The 22,770-nt window shown below is 65.2% G+C and carries 22 protein-coding genes; 2 read left to right on the top strand and 20 right to left on the bottom strand.

From position 1 onward, the window contains the following. Window positions 1–45 precede the first annotated feature (45 nt). The 3 genes from UNPA324_RS20450 to rimP form a co-directional block, all read right to left on the bottom strand. Window positions 46–729 carry an RNA-binding protein gene (locus UNPA324_RS20450; RefSeq protein ID WP_141935669.1) on the bottom strand — a complete coding sequence of 228 codons (684 nt, stop codon included), beginning with the start codon at window positions 727–729 and terminating at the stop codon, window positions 46–48. 77 nt (window positions 730–806) lie between these two features. Next, window positions 807–2,417: a transcription termination factor NusA gene (gene nusA / locus UNPA324_RS20445; protein ID WP_141935667.1), complete on the bottom strand. Its 1,611-nt coding sequence runs from the start codon at window positions 2,415–2,417 to the stop codon at window positions 807–809. A 2-nt stretch (window positions 2,418–2,419) separates the two neighbouring features. Continuing rightward, window positions 2,420–3,175, bottom strand: coding sequence for a ribosome maturation factor RimP (gene rimP, locus UNPA324_RS20440; protein WP_128922692.1), 756 nt, complete (start codon window positions 3,173–3,175; stop codon window positions 2,420–2,422). A 362-nt stretch (window positions 3,176–3,537) separates the two neighbouring features. Here rimP and UNPA324_RS20435 point away from each other — a divergent pair, with 362 nt between their 5' ends. Beyond that, window positions 3,538–4,620, top strand: a complete 1,083-nt coding sequence (locus tag UNPA324_RS20435; protein WP_128922693.1) for a DUF2336 domain-containing protein — start codon at window positions 3,538–3,540, stop codon at window positions 4,618–4,620. On the opposite strand, the gene trmB is transcribed toward UNPA324_RS20435, so the two are convergent. The 16 genes from trmB to murJ form a co-directional block, all read right to left on the bottom strand. Further along, complete coding sequence (trmB, locus tag UNPA324_RS20430; protein WP_128922694.1) at window positions 4,617–5,327, bottom strand: tRNA (guanosine(46)-N7)-methyltransferase TrmB; 711 nt, start codon at window positions 5,325–5,327, stop codon at window positions 4,617–4,619. The two genes, UNPA324_RS20435 and trmB, sit on opposite strands and share 4 nt — an antisense overlap. Continuing rightward, on the bottom strand, window positions 5,324–6,481 hold the full coding sequence (locus UNPA324_RS20425) for a M20 family metallopeptidase (RefSeq protein WP_141935665.1): 1,158 nt from the start codon (window positions 6,479–6,481) through the stop codon (window positions 5,324–5,326). Before UNPA324_RS20425 ends, trmB begins: the two co-directional genes overlap by 4 nt. A gap of 86 nt (window positions 6,482–6,567) precedes the next feature. Then, window positions 6,568–6,981 carry a helix-turn-helix domain-containing protein gene (locus UNPA324_RS20420; RefSeq protein WP_028133651.1) on the bottom strand — a complete coding sequence of 138 codons (414 nt, stop codon included), beginning with the start codon at window positions 6,979–6,981 and terminating at the stop codon, window positions 6,568–6,570. A 222-nt stretch (window positions 6,982–7,203) separates the two neighbouring features. Further along, window positions 7,204–8,817 (bottom strand): apolipoprotein N-acyltransferase, encoded by a 1,614-nt coding sequence (gene lnt, locus UNPA324_RS20415; RefSeq protein WP_141935663.1) that lies wholly within the window; start codon window positions 8,815–8,817, stop codon window positions 7,204–7,206. Beyond that, the gene (locus UNPA324_RS20410) at window positions 8,814–9,932 is read right to left on the bottom strand and encodes a hemolysin family protein (RefSeq protein WP_246667190.1); all 1,119 of its coding nucleotides are present in this window, start codon (window positions 9,930–9,932) and stop codon (window positions 8,814–8,816) included. The genes lnt and UNPA324_RS20410 overlap by 4 nt, the downstream gene beginning before the upstream one ends. A gap of 1 nt (window position 9,933) precedes the next feature. Continuing rightward, window positions 9,934–10,443 (bottom strand): rRNA maturation RNase YbeY, encoded by a 510-nt coding sequence (gene ybeY / locus UNPA324_RS20405; RefSeq protein WP_128922698.1) that lies wholly within the window; start codon window positions 10,441–10,443, stop codon window positions 9,934–9,936. Between the two features lie 61 nt (window positions 10,444–10,504). Continuing rightward, entirely contained in the window at window positions 10,505–11,500 is a 996-nt protein-coding gene (locus tag UNPA324_RS20400) for a PhoH family protein (RefSeq protein WP_141935656.1), read from the bottom strand. Window positions 11,501–11,561: 61 nt separating this feature from the next. Beyond that, window positions 11,562–12,956, bottom strand: a complete 1,395-nt coding sequence (gene miaB, locus UNPA324_RS20395; protein WP_141935653.1) for a tRNA (N6-isopentenyl adenosine(37)-C2)-methylthiotransferase MiaB — start codon at window positions 12,954–12,956, stop codon at window positions 11,562–11,564. Between the two features lie 189 nt (window positions 12,957–13,145). Next, window positions 13,146–13,826 (bottom strand): HAD family hydrolase, encoded by a 681-nt coding sequence (locus UNPA324_RS20390; RefSeq protein WP_128922701.1) that lies wholly within the window; start codon window positions 13,824–13,826, stop codon window positions 13,146–13,148. Beyond that, window positions 13,827–14,282, bottom strand: coding sequence for a Fur family transcriptional regulator (locus UNPA324_RS20385; RefSeq protein WP_128922702.1), 456 nt, complete (start codon window positions 14,280–14,282; stop codon window positions 13,827–13,829). 39 nt (window positions 14,283–14,321) lie between these two features. Continuing rightward, window positions 14,322–14,807 (bottom strand): ribosomal protein S18-alanine N-acetyltransferase, encoded by a 486-nt coding sequence (rimI, locus tag UNPA324_RS20380; protein WP_141935649.1) that lies wholly within the window; start codon window positions 14,805–14,807, stop codon window positions 14,322–14,324. Then, window positions 14,804–15,499 (bottom strand): tRNA (adenosine(37)-N6)-threonylcarbamoyltransferase complex dimerization subunit type 1 TsaB, encoded by a 696-nt coding sequence (gene tsaB, locus UNPA324_RS20375; protein ID WP_128922704.1) that lies wholly within the window; start codon window positions 15,497–15,499, stop codon window positions 14,804–14,806. Before tsaB ends, rimI begins: the two co-directional genes overlap by 4 nt. A 202-nt stretch (window positions 15,500–15,701) precedes the next feature. Continuing rightward, a complete protein-coding gene (locus UNPA324_RS20365; RefSeq protein WP_128922705.1) occupies window positions 15,702–16,271 on the bottom strand; it encodes a NifU family protein in 570 nt (189 codons plus the stop codon). A 175-nt stretch (window positions 16,272–16,446) separates the two neighbouring features. Further along, entirely contained in the window at window positions 16,447–16,941 is a 495-nt protein-coding gene (locus tag UNPA324_RS20360) for a universal stress protein (RefSeq protein WP_164936663.1), read from the bottom strand. Between the two features lie 194 nt (window positions 16,942–17,135). Beyond that, window positions 17,136–18,188: a tryptophan--tRNA ligase gene (trpS, locus tag UNPA324_RS20355; RefSeq protein WP_141935646.1), complete on the bottom strand. Its 1,053-nt coding sequence runs from the start codon at window positions 18,186–18,188 to the stop codon at window positions 17,136–17,138. A gap of 81 nt (window positions 18,189–18,269) precedes the next feature. Next, the gene (gene murJ / locus UNPA324_RS20350; RefSeq protein WP_141935643.1) at window positions 18,270–19,802 is read right to left on the bottom strand and encodes a murein biosynthesis integral membrane protein MurJ; all 1,533 of its coding nucleotides are present in this window, start codon (window positions 19,800–19,802) and stop codon (window positions 18,270–18,272) included. A 124-nt stretch (window positions 19,803–19,926) separates the two neighbouring features. On the opposite strand from murJ, the gene UNPA324_RS20345 reads away from it, so the two are divergent. After that, window positions 19,927–20,928, top strand: coding sequence for an adenosine kinase (locus tag UNPA324_RS20345; RefSeq protein ID WP_141935640.1), 1,002 nt, complete (start codon window positions 19,927–19,929; stop codon window positions 20,926–20,928). 125 nt (window positions 20,929–21,053) lie between these two features. Here UNPA324_RS20345 and UNPA324_RS20340 read toward each other — a convergent pair whose 3' ends face one another. Beyond that, entirely contained in the window at window positions 21,054–22,748 is a 1,695-nt protein-coding gene (locus tag UNPA324_RS20340; RefSeq protein WP_141938929.1) for an AMP-binding protein, read from the bottom strand. Window positions 22,749–22,770: the final 22 nt, after the last annotated feature.

Here is a 22,770-nt window from a genome sequence, read left to right as displayed (position 1 = left end):
AGTGTTGTGCGTTCCCGCACCGTCCAATTGGGTCGTCGTTGTCTCTCAGAAATCCTGGCCGTGCTTTTCGGCAGTCTTGTCATCGTCCGCCATCCGGTATCGGACCAGCATCTGGCTACGTGACAGGAATGACTTGCTCGCCGGGCCCGCGAGCAGGGCAGCATGTATCACATTTGACCGGGTCAGTGCCAAATCCAATTCTACCGATTTCAGTGCGGTGACGACGGGAATCTGCGGCTTGGCGCCGCGATTTCCGGCATTTTGACGTGCCAGCGTGTCCAATTTGCGGATTCCGTCCGCGGCCCCGTCGCTGGCATGGATCAGGACCTCGACCGTGCCTTCCTTGAGGGCGCTTTCGACCTTGCCGAAGCCAGTCACGATCTGGCCGGCCTTGGCGGCGATCCCAAGGGCTTCCGTCACGCTCCGAACCAGGAGCGCCTCGATGTCGGCAGGAAGCGTCTGAGGGGGGCGCAGCTCGCGCCTGAAGGCCTTGCTAAATTGGTGACGCCGCACCGCTTCCGCAACCACCCCGCGGGAGGCCGTGAGCCACATGCCGCGTCCGGGCAGCTTGCGCTTGAGATCTGGAACTACGTCGCCGTGCGGGGAAATGACGAAGCGGATCAGCTCGTCGATCGGCCGGACCTGCCGGCTGACAGCGCACATCCGCATGGTCGCGGACCTTTCGGTCCGCGGTCCATTGTCGAGTTCGCTGTCAGTATTGGCGAGCATCCGGGCGACATCCTCCTTCGCCTTCTAAGTCGCGTGTTCTCTAAGCAAAACCGGCCTCCACTTTTGCTGAATACGCCTCAAGCCGGCTGATCTTCGGTCGCCTCAGCCTCTTCGGCGGGCTTGGCGAGGTCGGCCTCGGTGATCCAGCCGGCCTTGACGCGGGCCTGCATGATCATCGCTTCGGCATCGTCGCGGGAGATATCGATTCCATCGAGGGCGCCCGGGAATTTGGTTTGCTCTCCGCCTTCCTTGCGCTCGGTCCAGCCGACCAGATCGTCAGTGGCGCAACCGGCGAGGTCTTCGACCGTCTTGATGTCGTTCTCGCCGAACTTCACCAGCATCTTGGAGGTGACGCCGGGCACGTCCTTGACCGCGTCCTCGACACCGAGCTCCTTGCGCCTGGCCTCGATCTCGGCTTCCTGCTGATCGAGATATTCGCGGGCACGGTTCTGGAGTTCCTGCGCGGTTTCCTCGTCGAAACCCTCGATGCCGGCGAGTTCCTTGAGGTCCACCATGGCGACTTCCTCGACCGCGGTGAAGCCTTCGGACGCGAGCAGCTGGCCGACAACCTCGTCGACATTGAGCGATTCCATGAAGACGCGGGTGGAGTTCTCGAAGCCGGCCTGACGGCGCTCCGATTCCTCCTGCTCGGTCAGGATGTCGATGTCCCAGCCGGTGAGCTGCGAGGCCAGACGCACGTTCTGGCCGCGGCGGCCGATCGCCAGCGAAAGCTGGTTGTTGGTGTCGGGCACGACGACCTCGATGCGCTCGCGGTCTTCGTCGATGACGACCTTGGACACTTCGGCCGGCGCCAGCGCGTTGACCACGAAGGTCGCGATATCAGGCGACCAGGGGATGATGTCGATCTTCTCGCCCTGCAATTCGTTCACCACGGCCTGCACGCGCGAGCCGCGCATGCCGACGCAGGCGCCGACCGGATCGACCGAGGAATCGCGGGAAATCACGCCGATTTTGGCGCGCGAGCCCGGATCGCGGGCCACCGCCTTGATCTCGACGATGCCGTCATAGATCTCCGGCACTTCCTGCGCGAACAGCTTCGCCATGAACTGCGGATGGGTGCGGGAGAGGAAGATCTGCGGGCCTCTCGTCTCGCGGCGGACGTCGAAGATGTAGGCCCGGACGCGGTCGCCGTTGCGGAACACTTCGCGCGGCAGCATCTCGTCGCGGCGGATGATGGCTTCGCCGCGGCCGAGATCGACGATCACGCTGCCATATTCGACGCGCTTGACGACGCCGTTGACGATGTCGCCGATGCGGTCCTTGAATTCCTGGTATTGCCGGTCGCGCTCGGCCTCGCGCACTTTCTGCACGATGACCTGCTTGGCCGACTGCGCGGCGATGCGGCCATATTCCAGCGGCGGCAGGGTGTCAGCGATGGTATCGCCGACCTGGGCGCCGGGATTGGCGCGCTGCGCGTCGACCAGCGAGATCTGGTTGGAATGGTTTTCGACCTTCTCGACCACCAGCATATGGCGCGACAGCCGCAGCTCGCCCTTCTTCGGGTCGATCTCGGCGTGAACGTCAGTCTCGCTGCCGTAACGGGCGCGCGCGGCCTTGGCGATGGCGTCCTCCATCGCCGCGATGACGATGCCGCGGTCGATCGATTTCTCGCGCGCAACGGCGTCGGCGATCTGGAGCAATTCAAGTCGATTGGCGCTGACTGCCATGGCTAGTCTCCTTCGTCAGGCTCGATCTCGCCCCGTCGCGCACGTTCGGCGGCCAGGCGATGCTTCTTTGTATTGGTCGGGGCCGGCTTCTTCTTCGGCTTGGTGTTCTTGGTGGTCTTCGCGCTGATCTCCGCGTGCGGGGCAGCCGGCGGCTCCAGGCCGAGATCCCTGCGCATCTTGCGCTCCTCGGCCTTGCCGCGGCGCATCGATTCCGCAATCAGTTCGTCGGTCAGCACCAGCCGGGCCTCGCCGATGTCCTCCATGGTCAGGAGCACGTCGGGATCATCGCCCGCCTTGACGTCGTCGCGACGCAGATGCACGCGGTCGCCTTCGACGGCGCCGAGCATGCCGCGGAACCGCTTACGTCCTTCATGGGCGACGGCCATCTCGATCTTCACCAGATGGCCGGAATAGCGCTCGAAATCGGAGCGGCGCACCAGCGGACGGTCGATCCCCGGCGAGGAAATTTCCAGCCGATAGGCGCGATCGATCGGGTCGGCGACATCGAGCACGGGCGACAGCGCCCGCGAGATCGCCTCGCAATCTTCGAGCTGCATCGAGCCGTCCGGCCGCTCGGCCATGATCTGCACGGTGCAGCCGGCTTCGCCGGAAATGCGGATTCGCACTAGGCGGTAGCCCATGCCCTCGAGCACCGGCGCTGCGACCGCGGACACCCGTGCCGCCACGCCCGGCTCGACCACGAGTCTCGGCTCGGCCAGCAATTCGGCGTCCGTGGAACCAGGGTTCGGTTCGGTCATGTCCAGGATCAGGCGCTCGATGGTTAAGGCTTGGTTAAGATCTCAAAGCCCGCTTCGGAACTTCCCCGACACACGTCGGGCCGCGCATCTTCCGCCAAGCCGCGTTCAGGTAATAAAAAAGAGCGGGTCCTTTCGGGCCCACTCTCACTACGCGGATCGTATGAGAAGATGAATTGGCGCTGATATAGCGCTTTTGATCCGCCCGGACAAGGCCCATCGCGGGTCAAACGAGGCTTTTTGCGCCCGATTCGCGGCGTCCCGGGCCTAACGCTTCCTTCACCTGGGGAGGCTAAATTCCATGATTGTGGGGCGGCTTGGACCAAGGGCGCACCCGCGGCGTGCCCTGCTCGAGTTGCGTTTTCATGACCGTTGCCACGTCGCTCATTCCCGGACTGGACGATATCGTCAAACGCGGCGATCCGCGGCGGCGCGGCGAGATTGCGCGCGCCATCTCCGAATTGTTCTTTCAGGGTGCCGCCAATCTTCGTCCCGAGCTCATCGATCTCTTCGACAATCTCCTGATCGATCTCGTGCCGCATGCCGAGCTTGCCTCGCGCGCCGACCTGGCCGAGCGCTTCTCGCACCTGAACAACGCGCCGCCGCATCTGGTCAATCAACTCGCGCGCGAAAACGAGATCATGGTGGCCGGCCCCGTGCTGCGCCGCTCGCCCGTGCTCGATGACGCCGCTCTGGTCGAGATCGCGAGGCTGAAGGGCCAGGGTCATCTGCTGGCGATGACGGAGCGCCCGGCATTGTCCGCCGGGATCACCGACGTGCTGATCGAGCGCGGCGATCGCGACGTCGTACGCCGCGCCGCCGGCAATGCCGGTGCGGTGTTCTCACCGGCCAGCTATTCCGAGATGATCAAGCGCGCGGCGCGGGACGGCGTGCTGACGCTCAAGATCGGCCAGCGCACCGATCTTTCCGGTGAGAACCTGAAGCATCTTCTCGACGGGACACTCGACGTCATCCGCCGCCGCCTCTCCAGCGTGGTCAATCCCGTGCGCCAGGTCGAGATCAAGCGCGCGATGGCGGCGATCGAGGAAGCCGCGCTGCCGCCCGGACCCCGGCGCGATTTCTCGGCGGCCCAGCGCACAGTGCTCTCCTTGCATCGCGGGGGCAATCTTGGCGAGAGCGCGCTGCTCGGCTTCGCCAAGGCGAATAAATACGAGGAATCGATCGCCTCGCTCTCGGCGATGTCCGGTGTTCGCCTCTCGGTTCTCGACCGCCTGATTTCAGGCGACCGCTACGATCCGATTCTCATCGTCGGCCGCGTGCTGAATCTGGGCTGGCCCACGGTGCGTGCGCTCATCCTGCTCTGGTACGGTCCGCATCGCACGCCCGCCGATGCCGACATCGAGGCCGCGCGCGTGAACTTCACGCGCCTGATGCCGACGACCGCCGAACGCGTCGTGAATTTCTGGCGCAACCGGCAGACGATTTAAACTCGCTTGAACCGTAAGTATGCCGCCTTGCGGCCTTCGCGCGCGGCCTTCCGGCCGTAGCGGGTCATGGTGTAGCCCGGCCATGGCTGCCTGAAGTCATCGGCGCGTTCGGCCAGCCAGACGAAGTCCTGCGAGCGCGCAAGATGCGAGAGCGTCCAGGCGCAATAATCGTCGATATCGCAGACGAAGCGGAATTCGCCGCCGCTCCTTAGCACGCGCGCCATCGCGGCGATGGTGCGGTCCTGGACGAAGCGCCGCTTCCAGTGCCGCCGCTTCGGCCAGGGATCGGGATGGATCAGGTCGATCCGCGACAGCGATCCCTTCGGCAGCCAGGCCAGCAGCTCCGCGGCATCGCCCGCGAACAAGCGGATGTTGCCGATGTTGGCGGCCTCGATCTGCGCGAGGATCTTCGCCATGCCGTTGACGTAGGGTTCGCAGCCGATGAAGCCGGTCGTGGGGAATTTCTGTGCCTCGGCCGCAAGATGCTCGCCGCCGCCGAAGCCGATCTCGAGCCGGACATCTTCAGTTGCGGGGCCAAAGATCTCGCGGGCGTCCGTCGGTGTCTCACTGTGGATGTCGAGCGCAAGATGCGGCAGTAGGTGATCGACCAGCTCGGCCTGGTGCTGCCTGAGCTTGTGGCCCTTGCGGCGCCCGAAGAAGGCGCGCTCGCTGTCGTCGCGATCGGGGTCTGATTTGCGCTCGCTCATCGCAGCGTCTGATACAGCCGATGGAGCAGCCGCGCGCGCGGCGCGAGCGACGAGACATAGAGCTGCTCATAATGGGTGTGCGCGCCCTTGCCGTCGACCCCGAGCCCGTCCAGCGTTGCAGTGTGCGGGGCGGTGAAATTGCCGTCCGAGCCGCCGCCGGTGTGGGTGTCGATCAGCTCGAAGCCAATTTCGCTGGCGAGCGTCTTCGCATGCTCGAACAGCGAGGCGCCCGCATTGCTCTTCTCGTAAGGCGGACGGTTGAGCTCGCCCGTGACGGTGACGGCGACGCCCTCGGTTTTCGAGGTCAGAGCGAGAATCTTGCCGACGAACTCGTCTGCATCCTTGAGGCTCAGCACGCGCAGATCGACTTCGGCATAGGCCTCTTCCGGCGTGACGTTGGGGCGCGTGCCGCCGCGCACCACGCCGACATTGACGGAGACGCCACGCTCGAGGTCGTTCATGCCTTCCAGCGCCAGGATGACGTTGGCGAGTTCGCGGACGGCACTGCGGCCGTCCTCGGGCCGCGAGCCGGCATGCGCCGGCACGCCCTTGACGAACACCCGGAAGCGTCCGACGCCCTTGCGTCCGGTGACGATCTTGCCGCCGTCGCGCGCCGGCTCCGTCACCAGCACGTATTTGGCCTTGCGTCCTTCCTGCTCGATGAGCGCGCGCGAGGTCGGGCTGCCGATCTCCTCGTCGGAAGTGAACAGGTGCGTGATGCCGAGCGGCGGTCGATCGGCCGTCGCACACAGCGCGCCAAAGGCGTGATGGGCGATGTAGGCGCCGCCCTTCATGTCGTAGATGCCGGGACCGTAGGCGACGTCGCCTTCGACCTTGAACGGCAGACGCTCGATGAATCCCATGGGATGGACGGTATCGAGGTGGCTCAGCACCAGAATGCCCGGCTGGTCCTGGCCCCAGGTCGAGCGCGCCAGCAGATGATCGCCGCAGCCATCGACGCCGGCGACGCGCTCGAGCGTGACGGGCAGATCGCGGTATTGCTCCGCGACGACCGAGACGAGCTTGTTGACCTGTTCAGGCGCTTCCGTCGGCGTCTCGATCTCGACCCAGCGGCGGATGCCATCGAGAATAGTTTGAGAATCGAACCAATTGGTGCTGACCATGGGTGCATCTGTGCCTTTGAATCGTATCATCGAAGCGGACGCACGTCGAGGCGCGGCCACAAATGACGACATAGGCCAGATTTGACGTGGTCTCAAATCGCCATCGAGACGGCGCGTCAGCGCTTGTCGGGACCTTCGCGAGCCGCAATCTGCTCGACGAGATCGACGATCGAGCGACGCATCTTCGAATCGGTGATTCGCGTGAACGCCTTGGTCAAGGCCAGGCCTTCGGAGGTCGCGAGAAAATCCGATACGTAAGACGGCGAGGCGCCTTCGCTGAAGCCATCCGGCCCCGGCACGCCGCTCGGACCGCCCTCGAACAGAAACGACACCGGCACCTGCAGAATTTCGGCGATCTGCTGGATGCGGCTCGCGCCGACCCGGTTGGTGCCCTTCTCGTATTTCTGGATCTGCTGGAAAGTCAGGCCCAAAGCGTCACCGAGCTTTTCCTGACTCATGCCCAACATGATGCGGCGCATACGCACGCGACTGCCGACATATTTGTCAACAGGGTTGGGCGCTTTCGACATTTCCTCACCCCTCCAAACACCACCTTCAGCGCAATCAACCGGAGTGCCTCAGGTGCAAGCAACGTCAAATCAAACCCTGTTATTGGGAAACATTGCGGAGAAATTTAGCAATGCACCACTGTCTTTTGCAGCCGGTGCAGAATGGGGAGCCTGTGTGCAGTCTGTCAACCGTGGGACTGCGGTTGTCAAAAGTTTCCGGCTACCTCCGCGGCGACGGCGCGATCAGCTCTTCCGCTTGGTGACGCGTCGGCGGACCGCCAGAATCACGGCCAGCGCGACGAGCATGGCTGCGGGCGCATCGCCCACCCGCGCATAGACGGTGGGCGGGATCGCGGCGGGCAGGTTTGCGTCCAATATGCCTTCGATTCCAAGACCGAGGCTCGCGACGGTGCGGCCCACCGGATCGATCACCGCGGAGATCCCGGTATTGGCGGAGCGGACCAGCGGCAATCCGAGTTCGATCGCGCGCATCCGCGCCTGCTCCAGATGCTGATAGGGGCCGGTCGAGATGCCGAACCAACCGTCATTGGTGAGGTTCACGATCCAGCCCGGACGCTCGTTGCGACCGGCCACTTCACCGGGAAAGATGGCTTCGTAACAGATCAGCGGTAGCGCGGCCGGTGCGCCGGGTACTGGCAGCGCATGCCGTACCGTGCCGGGAATGAAGCCGCCGCGCACACGCGTCAATTGCTCGAATCCGAGCGTCTCCATCAACGACTGGTACGGCAGAAATTCGCCGAACGGCACCAGATGCAACTTGTCGTACACGGCCAGTATGCTGCCGTCGTGGTCGATCACGTAGATCGAATTGTAGGCGCGGGTGATCGGCGTGCCCCGCGGTAGGTCAGGCGCGCGGACCGAACCCGTGATCAGCACGGTGCCTTTCGGCAGAAGCTCGGCGATTTGCGCCATCGCGTCGGCTTCGCGGGTCAGGAAGAACGGAAAGGCGGATTCCGGCCAGATCAGGATGGTGGCATCGCGCACGCCGGTCGATCGCGGGCCCGAGGCGCGGTCCGACAACGCCAGGTATTTCTTCATCACCTCCGGCTTGGCCGAGTAGTTGAATTTCGCGTCCTGCTGAAGGTTTGGCTGCATCAGGCGCAGCTTGGCGCCTGCGACCATCGTGGTCGGATGCAGCGACAGGCGGATCGCGCCGAAGACGCTCATGACAATCAGGAGCCCGATGGCCGCCGCCGGCGCGCGCCAGGGCAGGCGGCGATCGGGCGTGCGGTCGATCAGCGTCGCGGGGCTCGCGAAGATCGCAACCGTCAGGAACGTCATGCCCCACAGGCCGATCAGCGACGCCGTCTGCGCCAGCGGCAGCGGCTCGGACAGCGCATAGCCGAACGCGTTCCAGGGGAAGCCGGTCAGCGCGTGGCCGCGCACCCATTCGCTGACGGTGAGGCTTGCCGCGAGCGCAAGCACGCGCGTGGCGTTCTTGGTCCAGAGCAGGCGCGCCAGCGCAAAGCCGATGGCCGTGAAGATGGACAGATAGGCCGGCAGGCCGAGGACGGCGAACGGCGTCAGCCAGGCGAACACATCGGCATCGACGAAGAAGGCGTAGCCGATCCAGTAGAGTCCCGGCACGAAATAGCCGAGCCCGAACCAGTAGCCGGTCAACGCCGCGGCGGGGACGCCGCCATATCGTCCGGCGCCGGTGCCGTCGATCAGCCAGACCAGCACTGGAAAGGTGATGAACAGCACTGGAAAAAAATTGAATGGCGCCAGTGCCAGCACCGACAGCGCTCCGCACGCCATGGCGATCACGGCGCGCTTCCATCCCCAGGCGAGGATGATGGCAAGCGCGATCTGCCGAAGTCGCTGGAACGGACTCACTGTTGGCCGGTCCCGTCGCTCGGCGGCGGGCTGGGCGTGTCGCCGGCCGGCGGCTGGCTGCCATCCGGCGCGGCCTCGCGGCGGCTTCTCTCGCGCTGGGTCCGCGGCGCGGGACGCTCCTTCCGCGTCGAGATGCGCAGCCGCTTGACGCGGCGCGGATCGGCATCGAGCACTTCGACCTCGTAAGTGCCGGGGCCCGAGATCACCTCGCCGCGCACCGGCAGGCGCCCGACGAAGCTGACGAGATAACCGCCCAGCGTCTCCACCTCCTCGCCGGCTTCGCCGGTGACGAAATCCTCTCCGATCACCGAGCGGACGTCGTCGAGGCTGGCGCGCGCGTCGGCGATGAAGGCGTTGTCGGGCAGGCGCACGATCGAGGGCGGCTCGTCGCTGTCGTGCTCGTCATCGATCTCGCCGACGATCTGCTCGACGATGTCCTCGAGCGAAACCAGCCCGTCGCTACCGCCATATTCGTCGACCACCAGCGCGAGGTGAATGCGCGTGGCCTGCATCTGCGCGAGCAGGTCGATCGCGCGCATCGACGGCGGCACGTAGAGCAGCTTGCGGATGATGCGCGCTTCCTCGAGCGGCAGCGCGAGATCGACGGCGCGCAGGTCGAGCCCGGCCGGCAGCGGCTTCTTGCGCTTGGTCTTGGTGGTTTCCGACGCGCGGGCGCGCGCGGTCATGAAGGCGAGCAGGTCGCGGATGTGGACGATGCCGACGGGATCGTCGAGCGTCTCGTTGTAGACCACGAGGCGCGAATGGCCGGCGCTCTCGAAGCGGTCCATCAACTCGCCGAGCGGGATATCGCGCTTCACCGCGACGACGTCGGCGCGATGCACCATGACGTCGGCGATGCGGCGCTCGTGCAGGCCGAGGATGTTGCGCAGCATGGTGCGCTCGACCGCCGAGAAGCCGGAATCGCCAGGCGTCGTCGCATCGAGCACGACCTGGAGGTCGTCGCGCACCGATCCCGCCTTCCAGCCGAACAGCGTGCGGATGGCGCGCAACAGCCAGCCGTCGGCGGTCGGGCGCATCACCTCGCCTGGCGTCACCACGGCCGGAAGATTGGCCGTGTTGCGCGGGTTGTCGTGGATCGGGTCGGAATCGGGCATCTCAGTGCGTCCCCGCGCGGTCTGCATAGGGATCGGGGATTCCAAGGTGAGCCAGGATCTGGGTCTCCAGCGCTTCCATCTCCTCGGCGTCGCCGTCGTTCTCGTGGTCGTAGCCGACCAGGTGCAGGAAGCCATGCACGGCGAGATGGCTCAAATGGTGGTCGAACGGCTTTTGTTCCTCGTCCGCCTCGCGCCGCATGGTCTCGTAGGCGATCGCGATGTCGCCGAGCATGCGCGGCGCATCGCCCGGCTTCCACTCGCCTTCCGGCTGGAGCGCGGGAAACGATAGCACGTTGGTAGGCTTGTCGATGCCCCGCCAGTTGCTGTTGAGGGTGCGGATGCCGGCGTCATCGGTCAGCATGACAGCCACTTCCGCGTCGGCAACGTCTTCGTCGACGCTTTCGGCGGCGGCCGCGACCGCGCGCTGGATCACGGCTTCGGAATCGGGTTCGCGCTGCCAGCAATCGGCGACGACGAGGACTTCGGTCATGGGAAGGTTGGGATGGGACATTGTGTTGTCTGGGACGAAAAGGCGCCGTGTCCGCGCCCTCCGGGGTCCAGCTGTTGCCTCGTCAGGATTGGCCGGTGGCCGGCCGCTGCGGCGAACCTTCGTAGGCGGCGACGATTCGCGCCACGAGTTCGTGGCGGATCACGTCCTCGGCTTTGAAATGAACTTGGGCAATGCCCTCGACGCCGTTCAACAGGCGGGTCGCTTCGGCGAGGCCCGAGGTCTGGCCGTTCGGCAGGTCGATCTGTGAGGGATCGCCTGTGATGATCATGCGGCTGTTCTCGCCGAGACGGGTCAGGAACATCTTCATCTGCATCGAGGTGGTGTTCTGCGCCTCGTCCAGGATGATGGCGGCGTTGGTGAGCGTCCGACCGCGCATGAAGGCGAGCGGCGCGATCTCGATCTCGCCGGTCTGCAGCGCGCGCTCGACGATGCGCGCATCCATGAGGTCGTAGAGCGCGTCGTAGATCGGGCGAAGATAAGGATCGACCTTCTCGCGGAGATCGCCGGGCAGGAAGCCGAGCCGCTCGCCGGCCTCCACCGCCGGGCGCGACAGGATGATCTTGTCGACCTCCTTGCGCTCGAACAGCTGCGCGGCATGAGCAACTGCGAGCCAGGTCTTGCCGGTGCCGGCCGGGCCGATGCCGAATACCAGCTCGTGGCGCTTCAGCGCGCGGATGTAGGAGTCCTGCGCGGCGGTGCGCGCGCGCACCGGGCGCTTGCGCAAGTTGATGCTGTCGAAGGCCGATTTGGCGGATTTGGTGTCGAACTCGAACAGCGAGCCCTGGGCGATCACGGCGCGGATCGCGCCTTCGACCTCGCCCTGGTCGAGATCCTGTCCCTTCACGGCTTGCGCGTAGAGCATCTCCAGCACGCGGCGCGCGGCGTCGCAGCCGTCGCGCGTGCCGCCGATCGTGATGTGGTTGCCCTTGGAATCGACGACGACGCCAAGCCGCCGCTCGACCTGCGCCAAATGCTGGCCGTAGGGGCCGACCAGTGCCGAAGCGGCGCGATTGTCGTCGAAGTCGATGACGACCTGGGTCTCGGGCGGAACTTGCATGTCGCGGTCAAATTTGCGGGGAGCGAACGAAGACGAATCCGATGCGCTTTTTGGCAAGGGTTCAGGCTCCAATGGCTTGCGATAAAGCGGGCTCGCGCCCGTTGCGCGGTGTGGCGAGCTCGCCGAGAAAACTGTAGCGCTCGAGGCTGTCGATCCGCACAGGCAGGATCTGTCCGATGATGTCGGGCGAGGCCATCACATGGGCGGGCTGGAGGAAGGCGGTGCGGCCGACGATCTGGCCGTCCTTGCGCGCCGGTCGTTCGAACAGCACGTCGACCGTTGAGCCAATCGCCGCCTTGTTGAAGGCCGATTGCTGGCTGTCGATCAGTTCCTGGAGCCGCTCCAATCGCTGGTCCATCTCGGCGGGGGACACCGTCTCCTGCATGTCCGCGGCCGGCGTTCCCGGCCGGGCGGAATATTTGAACGAATAAGCCGCAGCGTAGCCGATTTGCGTGACAAGCGCGAGGGTGGCGAGAAAATCTTGCTCGCTCTCGCCGGGGAAACCGACAATAAAATCTGATGAAAAAGCAATGTCTTGGCGTGCGGTGCGGAAACGGTCGATGACCCGGCGGTAATCATCAGCGGTATGTTTCCGGTTCATCGCCGCCAGAATCCGGTCCGAGCCCGACTGCACCGGCAGGTGCACGAACGGCATCAGGGCACCGAGATCGCGATGGGCTGCGATCAGGCTGTCGTCGACGTCGCGGGGATGGCTGGTCGAATAGCGCAGCCGCGCGATGCCGGGAATCGTCGCCAGATGTTCGAGCAATCGGCCGAGCGGCCAGGTTTTCCCGTCCGGCCCCTCGCCGTGATAGGCGTTGACGTTCTGCCCGATCAGCGTGAGCTCGCGCACGCCGTTGTCGGCGAGCCGCTTCACGTCGTCGACGATCTTCGCGACAGGGCGCGAGACTTCCGAGCCCCGCGTGTACGGCACGACGCAGAAGGTGCAGAACTTGTCGCAACCTTCCTGCACGGTGACGAAAGCGGAAATGCCGCGCGCGCGGATGGCGTCAGGCTTGGGCTGGGCGAGGAAGCCGAACTTGTCGGCCGCCGGAAATTCGGTCTCGATCGCGCGGCCTTCGTTCCCGGCGCGCTTCAAGAGCTTCGGCAGATGATGATAGCTCTGCGGCCCCACCACGACGTCCACGACAGGCGCGCGGCGCACGATCTCCTCACCCTCGGCCTGCGCCACGCAGCCGGCGACCGCGATCTGCATCGCGCGGCCCCCGCGCGCGGCCTCGTCCTTGGCGACGCGCAGGCGGCCGAGCTCGGAATAGACCTTCTCGGAAGCCTTCTCGCGAATATGGCAGGTGTTGAGGATGACGAGGTCGGCGTCCTCGGCGCTGGCCGTCTCCACGAATCCCTCTGGAGCCAGCGTGTCCACCATGCGCTGGGCATCGTAGACGTTCATCTGGCAGCCATATGATTTGATGTGCAGCTTGCGCGGCGGCGTCATGGAACCCGAAAATGGCGGTGGAGGACGGCCATCAAATAGAGGCTGGAGAGGCGAAAATCCAGCGAGTAGCCCCAAAACGGTCATTCCGGGGAGCAGCAAAGCGGCGAACCGGGAATCTCGAGCCAAAAACCTCTGATTTCGGGTTCACGCGCGCCGCGCGTGCCCCGGAATGACTGCGAGGGGCGAAGATCAGCCCGCCAGGGCGTCCGCCCCGACCCGCCGGACCAGCTCCGGCAATCGATGCATGTCGGCAAAGACCAGGTCGGCGCCGGCCTCGCGCAGCGTTTCGGCATAGCCGTCGCGGCAATGGCTGCCCCCGTAAAAGCCGAACACGGTCATGCCGGCGGCCCGCGCGCCGGCAATCCCGGCCAGGCTGTCCTCGATCACGACGCAGCGCTGGGGTGGCACGCCCATTTCGTTTGCCGCGAACAGGAACAGGTCCGGCGCCGGCTTGCCGTTCGTCACCTGTGAGGCTGAGAAGATATTTGGCGCGAGGCGCTCGTAGAGGCCGGTGCTCCCGAGGCTCACCTGCATCCGCTGATGCGAGCCGCTCGAGGCGACGCAGACGCGTTGAGGCACCACGTCGAGCACCTCATGGATGCCGCGGATCGCTTCGAGGTCGGCCTCGAACGAGCGGAACAGCTCGTCCTGCAGATCGCCGTGATAGGCTTCAGGCAGTTTTCGGCCGAGTTCGGATTCGATTTCGAGATTGGCCTGCCGCGTCGAGCGGCCGAGGAAGCGCGCGAACACCTGCTCCGAGGTGATCGGATAGCCGTGCCGCGTCAGCACATCGGCATGGGCGCGGCAGGAGATCACCTCGCTGTCCACGAGCACGCCGTCGCAATCGAAGATGATGAGATCGACCGGCACTTAGTTGGTGGGCTTGTCGTCGTCGAGCGGGACGCAATAGAGTTCAAGCCGGTGGTCGACCAGCTTGTAGCCGAGCTTGCGGGCGATCTCCGCCTGCAGCTTCTCGATCTCCTCGGAGGTGAACTCGATCACCTTGCCGTCGCGCAGATTGATGAGGTGGTCGTGATGGCTGTCGCGCATCTGCTCGTAGCGTGCACGACCCTCGCGGAAATCATGGCGCTCGATGATGCCGGCGTCCTCGAACAGCTTGACGGTGCGATAGACAGTCGAGATCGAGATCTTGTCGTCGACGGCAACGCAGCGCCGGTACAGTTCCTCGACATCGGGGTGATCGATCGCCTCCGCAAGCACGCGGGCGATGACACGGCGCTGCTCGGTCATGCGCATGCCAGTGGCGGCACAGCGCGCCTCGATGCCGGACGCCTTGGATGCGGAAGAAGGTTTCAGTGCGGTCATTGTTTGTCTGCCTGGCGGGGGCGCTTTCTGCCACCAATGTTACGACAAGTCACGTCGCATCAGAAGGGCGTTCAATTGTTCCCCGTTCGGCTGCTTATAATAGCGTTCGCGGCGCCCGACCACCATGAATCCGCACCCGGCGTAGAGCCGCCGCGCCGGCTGGTTGTTTTCCTCGACCTCGAGAAATATTGTGCGGACGCCGCGCCCCGCGAGGTGGCCGAGATGGGTCATCAGCAGCATGCGGGAGAGGCCACGGCCGCGATAGGCCTCGTCCACCGCGATCGAGAGGATTTCCGCTTCGTCCGCACCGATCCGGGACACCGCGAAGCCGATGATCCTGCGTCCCAGGCGCAAGCGGTGCACCAGCGTGTTGCGCTCACTGAGCATAGTCTCGAATTCGCCTTCGCCCCAGCCATGTGCGAAGGAGGTGCCGTGCAGCTGCGCCAGGCGCGCGGCGTCGCGCGCGGTGGCTGGCTCGACGGCGGCGGTGCCGCCGCGCCACCATTCCGACAGCCATCTCATCATGAGGTTGCGGCTTGTGCTGCGAGCGGCGGAGCTGCGGCGGGCTTGGCGTCGGGTGCCTTCAGGTAGAACGGCCGCGCCGGATTTGTCTCGGGATCGGCCGCAGCGCCGAGCCATGCGACCCAGCCGATATCGGGCGCTGCTTGCGCGTCGACGGCGACCGGCTGCTCGCCATCTTTCGGCCAGCGCTCGGCGAGGATGTTTGCCGCATTGCCGACCAGATGCGGCGCGCCGAATTGCGAGGCGGCGATCGCCTCGTCGATGGAAGCGACGCGCGGCCGCACCAATTGGCTGCCGTCGCCGGCGACGATCTGGAAATAGACGTGGTCGTGCCGCGCATCGATCGCGGAGATCACGGGCGCCGATTTGCTCTGGCCGACGATGGTGGCGGCATAGGCCGACAAGGTGGTGAGGCCGATCGCCGGCCGCTCGGCCGCGAGCGCAAGGCCGCGCGCCGCCGAAATGCCGACACGCAGGCCGGTGAAACTTCCGGGGCCCACGGTGACCGCGATGCGGTCGAGCGAGGTGAAGGCGAGATCGGCCGCTTGCATGACGCGCGCGATCATCGGCATCAAGGCCTCGGCGTGGCCGCGCTTCATCAGAAGCTGCTCCTGCGCAAGGAGCTCGGCCGTTTCGGTGTCGAGCACGGCGACGGAGCAGGCGTCGAGCGCGGTATCGATGGCGAGGATCAGCATGAAAAAGCGAATGGCGAGTGGCGAATGGCGAATAGTTTAGCGGACCACACGCCTATCCGCCATTCGTCATTCGCTATTTGTTGTCTCCGAGAGCGCTGCATTTCGTAGGGTGGGCAAAGGCGCTCTTGCGCCGTGCCCACCACTTTTGTCGCCGAGAGAGCAGGTGGGCACGCTTCGCTTTGCCCACCCTACGGCAGCTCGCCTACATCGGCCGGACTTCGACCACGTCGGGCACGAAATGCTTGAGCAGGTTCTGGATGCCGTGCTGGAGCGTCGCGGTCGATGACGGGCAGCCGGAGCAGGCGCCCTTCATGTTGAGATAGACGATACCGTCCTTGAACCCGCGGAATGTGATGTCGCCGCCGTCGTTGGCGACCGCCGGCCGCACGCGGGTCTCGATCAGATCCTTGATCATGTCGACCGTCTCGGCGTCGGCCTCGTCGAAGAACTCGTCCTCGTCGTCCAGATCAGCATCATCGGCAGCCGCGCCGTCCGCGAGCAGCGGCGCGCCGGACATGTAGTGCTCCATGATGGCACCGAGGATCGCGGGCTTGAGCTGCTGCCATTCACCGCTCGCCTTGGTCACGGTGATGAAATCCGATCCATAGAACACGCCGGTGACGCCGGGCACCTCGAACAGCTTTTCGGCCAGCGGCGAGCGGCCTGCGGCTTCGCGGCTCGAAAATTCCATCGGGCTGCCGTCGACCACGACGCGGCCGGGAATGAACTTCAGCGTGGCGGGATTGGGGGTGGCTTCGGTTTGAATGAACATGGTTTTCTCCAGACGTCGCCGGTTCAAGGCCGGCGCGTGCTCCATTCCCTAGCAGATGGCGACGGCGAACGCACGATCAAGGGGAAGGTACGATATTAGTCCACGAATTCAGAGGGTTGGCTCCGCTTTACCCTCTTCTGGAGGGCCGCAAGGGGGAGGGTAAGAGGCACCGCCGCTACGACAGCGAATCCACGCTTTGGTCGCTGAGCGCGCCGGAAATGATGGTCACGGGAATCGGGAACGTCCCCACCGCGTGCGCGAGCAGTGCGACCAGCGGCCCTGGCCCCTCCGCGCCGGGATTGGCGGCGAGCACCAGCATTGCGATGTCGGGGTCCTCGTCGATCACGGCGAGCAGCTGTTCCATCGGCGCGCCCTCGCGGATCACCCGCTCCGGGGTGATCGCGGCGATGCCGTTGGCACGGCCCGCGGCGCGGTCGAGCGCGGCCTCCGCCGCTTCCTGCGCCTCGGCGCGCATGATGTCGGCGACCCCCAGCCATTCCTGGCTCTGCTGCTCGGGCTCGATGATACGCAGCATCACCACGCCGCCACCGGCGCGGATCGCCCAGCGGCTGGCATAATAGACCGCGCGATCCCATTCGGCGGTGTCATCGACGATGACGAGGCATTTGGGCTTGTGACCCGGCTCGTAGCAAAGTCGCTTGCTGGTCATGCATGTCCCGGAATGTGCAGGGACGGCATGCTGCCACACTCCCGCAAGCTTGGGGAGAGGAGATGCGGGTCGGCGCTCAGGCGCCGACCGTCTTCAAAGCGCGATGCAATTAGGATGAATCGCCATCGCGCTTTAGGTCGTTGTTTAAGCATGATCTTTTCGGAAAACCGCTGCGCACTTTTCCGGATCATGCTTCAGCGCCGGTGGATGAAGCCGACGATGTCCTTGGAGAGCTTCATCGTCTCGTCGGCGAGCGCGCGGGCCCGGTCGGAGCCGTCGTTCAGGATCGCGTCGATATGGCCGGGGTCGGCGACGAGACGCTTCATCTCGCCCGCGATCGGCGCCAGCTTGGTGACGCACAGCTCCGCCAGCGCGTTCTTGAAGCTGGAGAACTGGCCATTGCCAAATTCGCGCAGCACGTCCGCTTTGGAGCGGCCGGAGAGCGCGGCGAAGATGCCGACGAGATTGTCGGCTTCGGGACGCGCTTCGAGGCCCTTCTCCTCGGTCGGCAGCGGTTCCGGGTCGGTCTTCGCCTTACGGATCTTCTGCGCGATGGTGTCGGCGTCGTCAGTCAAATTGATGCGCGAATTGTCCGACGCATCGGACTTCGACATCTTCTTGGTACCGTCGCGCAAGCTCATCACGCGCGTTGCCGGGCCCGTGATCAGCGGCTCCGGCAACGGGAAGAACAGACCGTCATTGGCGCCTTGCGCGCGGATGGAATCGGCGAAGTCGTTGTTGAACTTCTGCGCGATGTCGCGTGAGAGCTCGAGATGCTGCTTCTGGTCCTCGCCAACCGGAACATGGGTGGCGCGGTACAGCAGGATGTCGGCGGCCATCAGCACGGGATAGTCGAACAGCCCGACCGAGGCGTTCTCACGGTCCTTGCCGGCCTTCTCCTTGAACTGGGTCATGCGGCCGAGCCAGCCCATGCGCGCGACGCAATTGAAGATCCAGGCGAGCTCGGCATGGCCCGAGACCTGGCTCTGGTTGAACACGATGTGCTTCTTGGGATCGATGCCGGCTGCGATGAACGCCGCGGTGACCTCGCGGGTGTTGCGCGTGAGCTCGGCCGGACCGCCCCAGACGTCGACGCCTTGCGTGATCGCGTGCATGTCGACGACGCAATAGATGCAGCTGTGGGTTTCCTGCATCTTCACGAAGTTGACGATCGCGCCGAGATAGTTGCCGAGGTGCAGATTGCCCGTCGGCTGGACGCCCGAAAAGACCCGTTCAACGAATGGCATGGTAAGCCTTCCCATAGGTATTCGGCCGTCGTTTCCAACAGCGGCGCTGCCTCGTCAAGAGTATTTCGCTGGGCGCGTGGTTTAGCTGGACCGTTTCAACGCGGTAACCGCCTCGCGCCACGAGGCCGCGCCGAGGATTTGCAGCAGCAGGCCATAGACCGCGATCCCGGCCCCGATTTGCAGGCCCAGCACGATGAAGCGGACGAGGCTGTGCGCCTCCGAGGGCACGAGGCCCGTGGTCAGCCAGAGCAGGGTGCCCATCGCAGCCGCGGCGAGCACGATCCGCGGCAGCCGGTTGCGGGCAGCGGCGTCGACCGAGAAGCCGAACTCGGCCGCACCTTTCCGGAGCAGCGAGAGCGCGCTGCTCCAGGCGCCGGCCGCGATGCTCGCCGCGATCCCGCTCGCGCCGAAAAAATGGCCGAGCAACACGGCAAGCACGACAGCGACCGCAAAACCCTTGGCCGTGGCCGTGAGCGGCGTTATCGTGTCGCTGCGAGCATAGAAGGCCGGCGACAGTGCCTTGATCAGCACGTGGCCCGGCAGGCCCAGCGCCAGCCACATCAGCGCATGCGCGGTCGCCATGCTGTCCTCGGCACCGAAAGCGCCATGCTCGAACAGCAGCCGCACGATCGGCTCGGCCAGCACGATCAGGCCGAGCGTGGCGGGCAGCGCCAGCCCGGCCGCCAGCTCCAGCGCGCGCGATTCGGCATGCGCCACCGCCTCGCGATCGGAGCTGGCGACGGCGCGCGTCAGCTCCGGCACCAGCACGGTGCCCATGGCGACACCGACGATCCCGAGCGGCAGTTCGATCAGCCGGTTGGCGAAATAGAGCCAGGACACCGCGGACGGCGTCGCGGATGCGATGATCGCACCGGCCACCATCAGCCATTGCGGTCCGGAGCTTGCGATCATGCCGGGAATGGCCTTGGCGAAGAAACCGCGCATCTCCTTGTCGAAACTGACGCGCAGCGGCGTCGCTAGTCGCGCACTTCGCTGCGACAGCAGCATCAGGAGTTGCAGCAGCCCGGCGATGCCGACGGTGGCCGCCAGCAGCCAGGCGGCGAGGCGCGCGTCAGCATGTCCGACGAGCAGCGTCGCGATCGCGGCGATCAGCGCGATGTTGAACAGCAGCGGCGAGAAGGCGGTGAGGGCGAAGCGTCCTTGCGCGTTCAGCAGGCCCATCAGCACCGTGACGGGGCCGGCGAAGGCGAGATAAGGCAGCATCAGCCGCGCGTTCGCGACGGCAAGATCGAGCGTCGCGCTGCCGAGAAAGCCGGGCGCGATCACCGTAATGATCAACGGCATCACCAGCGCGATCGCGATTGAGGTCGCGATCAGGGCCGCGCTGACCGTGCCGAGCACGCGCCCTGCGAACGCGGAGGCGGCCTTCTCGCCGTCGCCCTCGCGGACCCGCAGCCAAGCCGGAATCAGCGCCGCATTCAGCGCCCCCTCGCTGAGCAGCCGGCGTACCACGTTGACGAGCTGGAAGGCCGCCAGAAACGCGTCCGCCACGGCGCCCGTGCCCAACAGGGCGGCAATCATGGAATCGCGCGCAAAACCCAGCAGCCGCGAGGCCAATGTTCCCGTCGAGACGGTCAGGAAGGAGCGGATCATGCTCTCTGATAATACCGTTGCTTGCCCGCGAAGGCTCGGTCGTGATAGGCCGCGAGCCGGATTTCAGGCTGACAGGAAGCGGATTTTCGCAGGGTTCGCAATCCGCCAAACAGGATCAAGGTGAATGGCTGACGTGAAATATGACGTTCTCGGCATCGGCAACGCGCTGTTCGACGTGCTGGTCAGGACCGACGAGGCCTTTTTGGCCAAGCACGGCATGACCAAGGGCAGCATGTCCCTGATCGACGAGGCGCGGGCGGCGGCCATTTACAAGGACATGGGGCCGGCCACGGAAGTCTCGGGTGGCTCGGCGGCCAACACCATCGTCGGCATCGGCAGCCTGGGGGCACGTGCCGCCTATGTCGGCAAGGTCAAGAACGACCAGATCGGCAAGCTCTATGTCCACGACATCCGCGCTTCCGGCGTCGCCTTCAACACGCCCGCCGCGACGGACGGTCCCGCCACCGGTTGCTCCTACATCCTCGTCACGGATGATGGCGAGCGCACCATGAACACCTATCTCGGCGCGGCGCAGGACCTGTCGCCCGCCGATATCGATCCGGCCGAGATCGCCGGCGCGGCCATCGTCTATCTCGAAGGCTATCTCTGGGACCCCAAGAACGCCAAGGAGGCCTTCGTCAAGGCGGCCAAGATCGCTCATGATTCCAAGCGCAAGGTGGCGCTGACGCTGTCGGATTCGTTCTGCGTCGACCGCTATCGCGACGAGTTTCGTTCACTGATGCGCAACGGCACCGTCGACATCGTCTTTGCCAACGAATCCGAGCTGCATTCGCTCTACATGACCTCCGACTTCGACACCGCGCTGAAGCAGCTGCGCAACGACGTCAATCTCGGCGTGGTCACCCGCAGCGAGAAGGGCTGCATGGTGGTCTCGTCTGAAGATGCCGTCGCCGCGCCGGCATTCCCGGTCGACAAGGTGGTCGACACAACCGGCGCCGGCGATCTCTTCGCCGCGGGCTTCCTGTATGGCCTGGCGCGCAATCTTGCGTACAAGCAGTGCGGCGAGCTCGGTGCACTCGCGGCCGCCGAAGTGATCCAGCACATCGGCGCCCGTCCGCTGGTGTCGCTGAAAGAGCTGGCCGGGCAGCGCGGGCTGACGGCGTAGGGCGCGTCTCTCTCCTCGTCATCGCGAGGAGCGCAGCGACGAAGCAATCCAGAATCTCTCCGAGGAGGCAGCCTGGATTGCTTCGCTACGCTCGCAATGACGGCGTGGCGAGAGCGTTCGGCCCCTCACGCCGTCTTCGCCGCCTTCAATCCCAGCCGCTGCTCCACGGCATCGCGCATCACGAATTTCTGGATCTTGCCCGTCACCGTCATCGGAAACTCGTCGACGAACTCGACGTAGCGCGGGATCTTGTTGTGGGCGATCTGGCCGTCGCAGAAGGCGCGCACCTCCTCGGCCGTCAGCGTCTCGCCCGGCCTGACGCGGATCCAGGCGCAGAGCTCCTCGCCGTAGCGGGTGTCCGCGACGCCGAAGATCTGCACGTCCTGGATCTTGGGGTGCCGGTACAAGAACTCCTCGATCTCGCGCGGGTAGAGATTCTCGCCGCCGCGGATCACCAGATCCTTGATGCGGCCGACGATGTTGCAATAGCCGGCGGCGTCGATGGTGGCGAGGTCGCCGGTGTGCATCCAGCCATTGGCGTCGAGCACGTCGGCGGTCTTTTCCTTCTCCTCCCAATAGCCCAGCATGACGCTGTAGCCGCGGGTGCAGAGCTCGCCGCGTTCGCCGCGCTTGACGATCCGACCTTCGAGATCGACGACCTTCACCTCGACATGCGGGTGAATGCGCCCGACCGTGGAGACGCGCCGCTCGAGCGGATCGTCGGTCGCACTCTGGAAGCTGACCGGGCTGGTCTCGGTCATGCCATAGGCGATGGTGACTTCGCGCATGTTCATCTCGGTGTTGACGCGCTTCATCACCTCGATCGGGCAGGGCGCGCCCGCCATGATGCCGGTGCGCAGTGATTTCAAATTGAAATTCTTGAACTCGGGGTGATCGAGCTCGGCGATGAACATGGTCGGCACGCCGTACAGCGCGGTGCATTTCTCCTGCTCGACCGCGCGCAGTGTCGCGAGCGGATCAAAGCCCTCGCCCGGGTAAACCATGGTGGCGCCGAGCGTGACCGAGGCAAGGTTGCCCATCACCATGCCGAAGCAATGATAGAGCGGCACCGGAATGCAGATGCGATCCTGTTCGGTCAGGCGCATCGCGCGCCCGGTGAAATAGCCGTTGTTGAGGATGTTGTGGTGAGTCAGCGTGACACCCTTCGGCGATCCCGTGGTGCCGCTGGTGAATTGAATGTTGACGGGGTCGTCGAACTGAAGCGCAGCGCCGAGCGCGGCAAGCTGTTCGCGGTGCGGGGGTCCGCCCATGCGCGCGACATTCTCGAAAGGGATCGTGCCTGAGGCCGCCGGGCCGCCGATCTGGATCACCATCCGCAAGGCCGGCAATCGCGCCGCCTGCAATTGTCCGGGCGTGGCGCCCGCCAGCTCCGGCAGCAGCGTGTTGAGCATCTCCATGTAATTGCTGGTCTTGAACGCGGTGGCGGTGACGATCGCCGCGCAGCCGACCTTCTTCAGCGCGAATTCCAGTTCGCTGAGGCGGTAGGCGGGATTGATCGTCACCAGGATCAGGCCGGCCTTGGCGGCGGCGAACTGGGTCAGCGTCCATTCCGGCCGGTTCAGCGACCAGATGCCGATCCGATCCCCGCGTTCGAGCCTGAGCGCGACAAAGCCCGCGGCGAGCGCATCGACCCGCTCGGCGAATTCTCTCCAGGTCCATCTGACGCCGTGACTGGGCGAGACCAGCGCCTCGCGATCGCCCCAGCGCCGCACCGCGTGGTCGAGGCTGCGACCGATGGTGTCGCCGAGCAGCGGCGTGTCCGAGATACCGCAAACGTAACTGTCCGCTTTGTCAGCCAAATTGTCAGCCAAGTCGAAATCC

It is taken from the genome of Bradyrhizobium sp. UNPA324, from assembly GCF_006658635.1.
Taxonomy (GTDB): domain Bacteria; phylum Pseudomonadota; class Alphaproteobacteria; order Rhizobiales; family Xanthobacteraceae; genus Bradyrhizobium; species Bradyrhizobium nanningense.
This window is presented reverse-complemented; position numbering and strand designations above follow the sequence as displayed.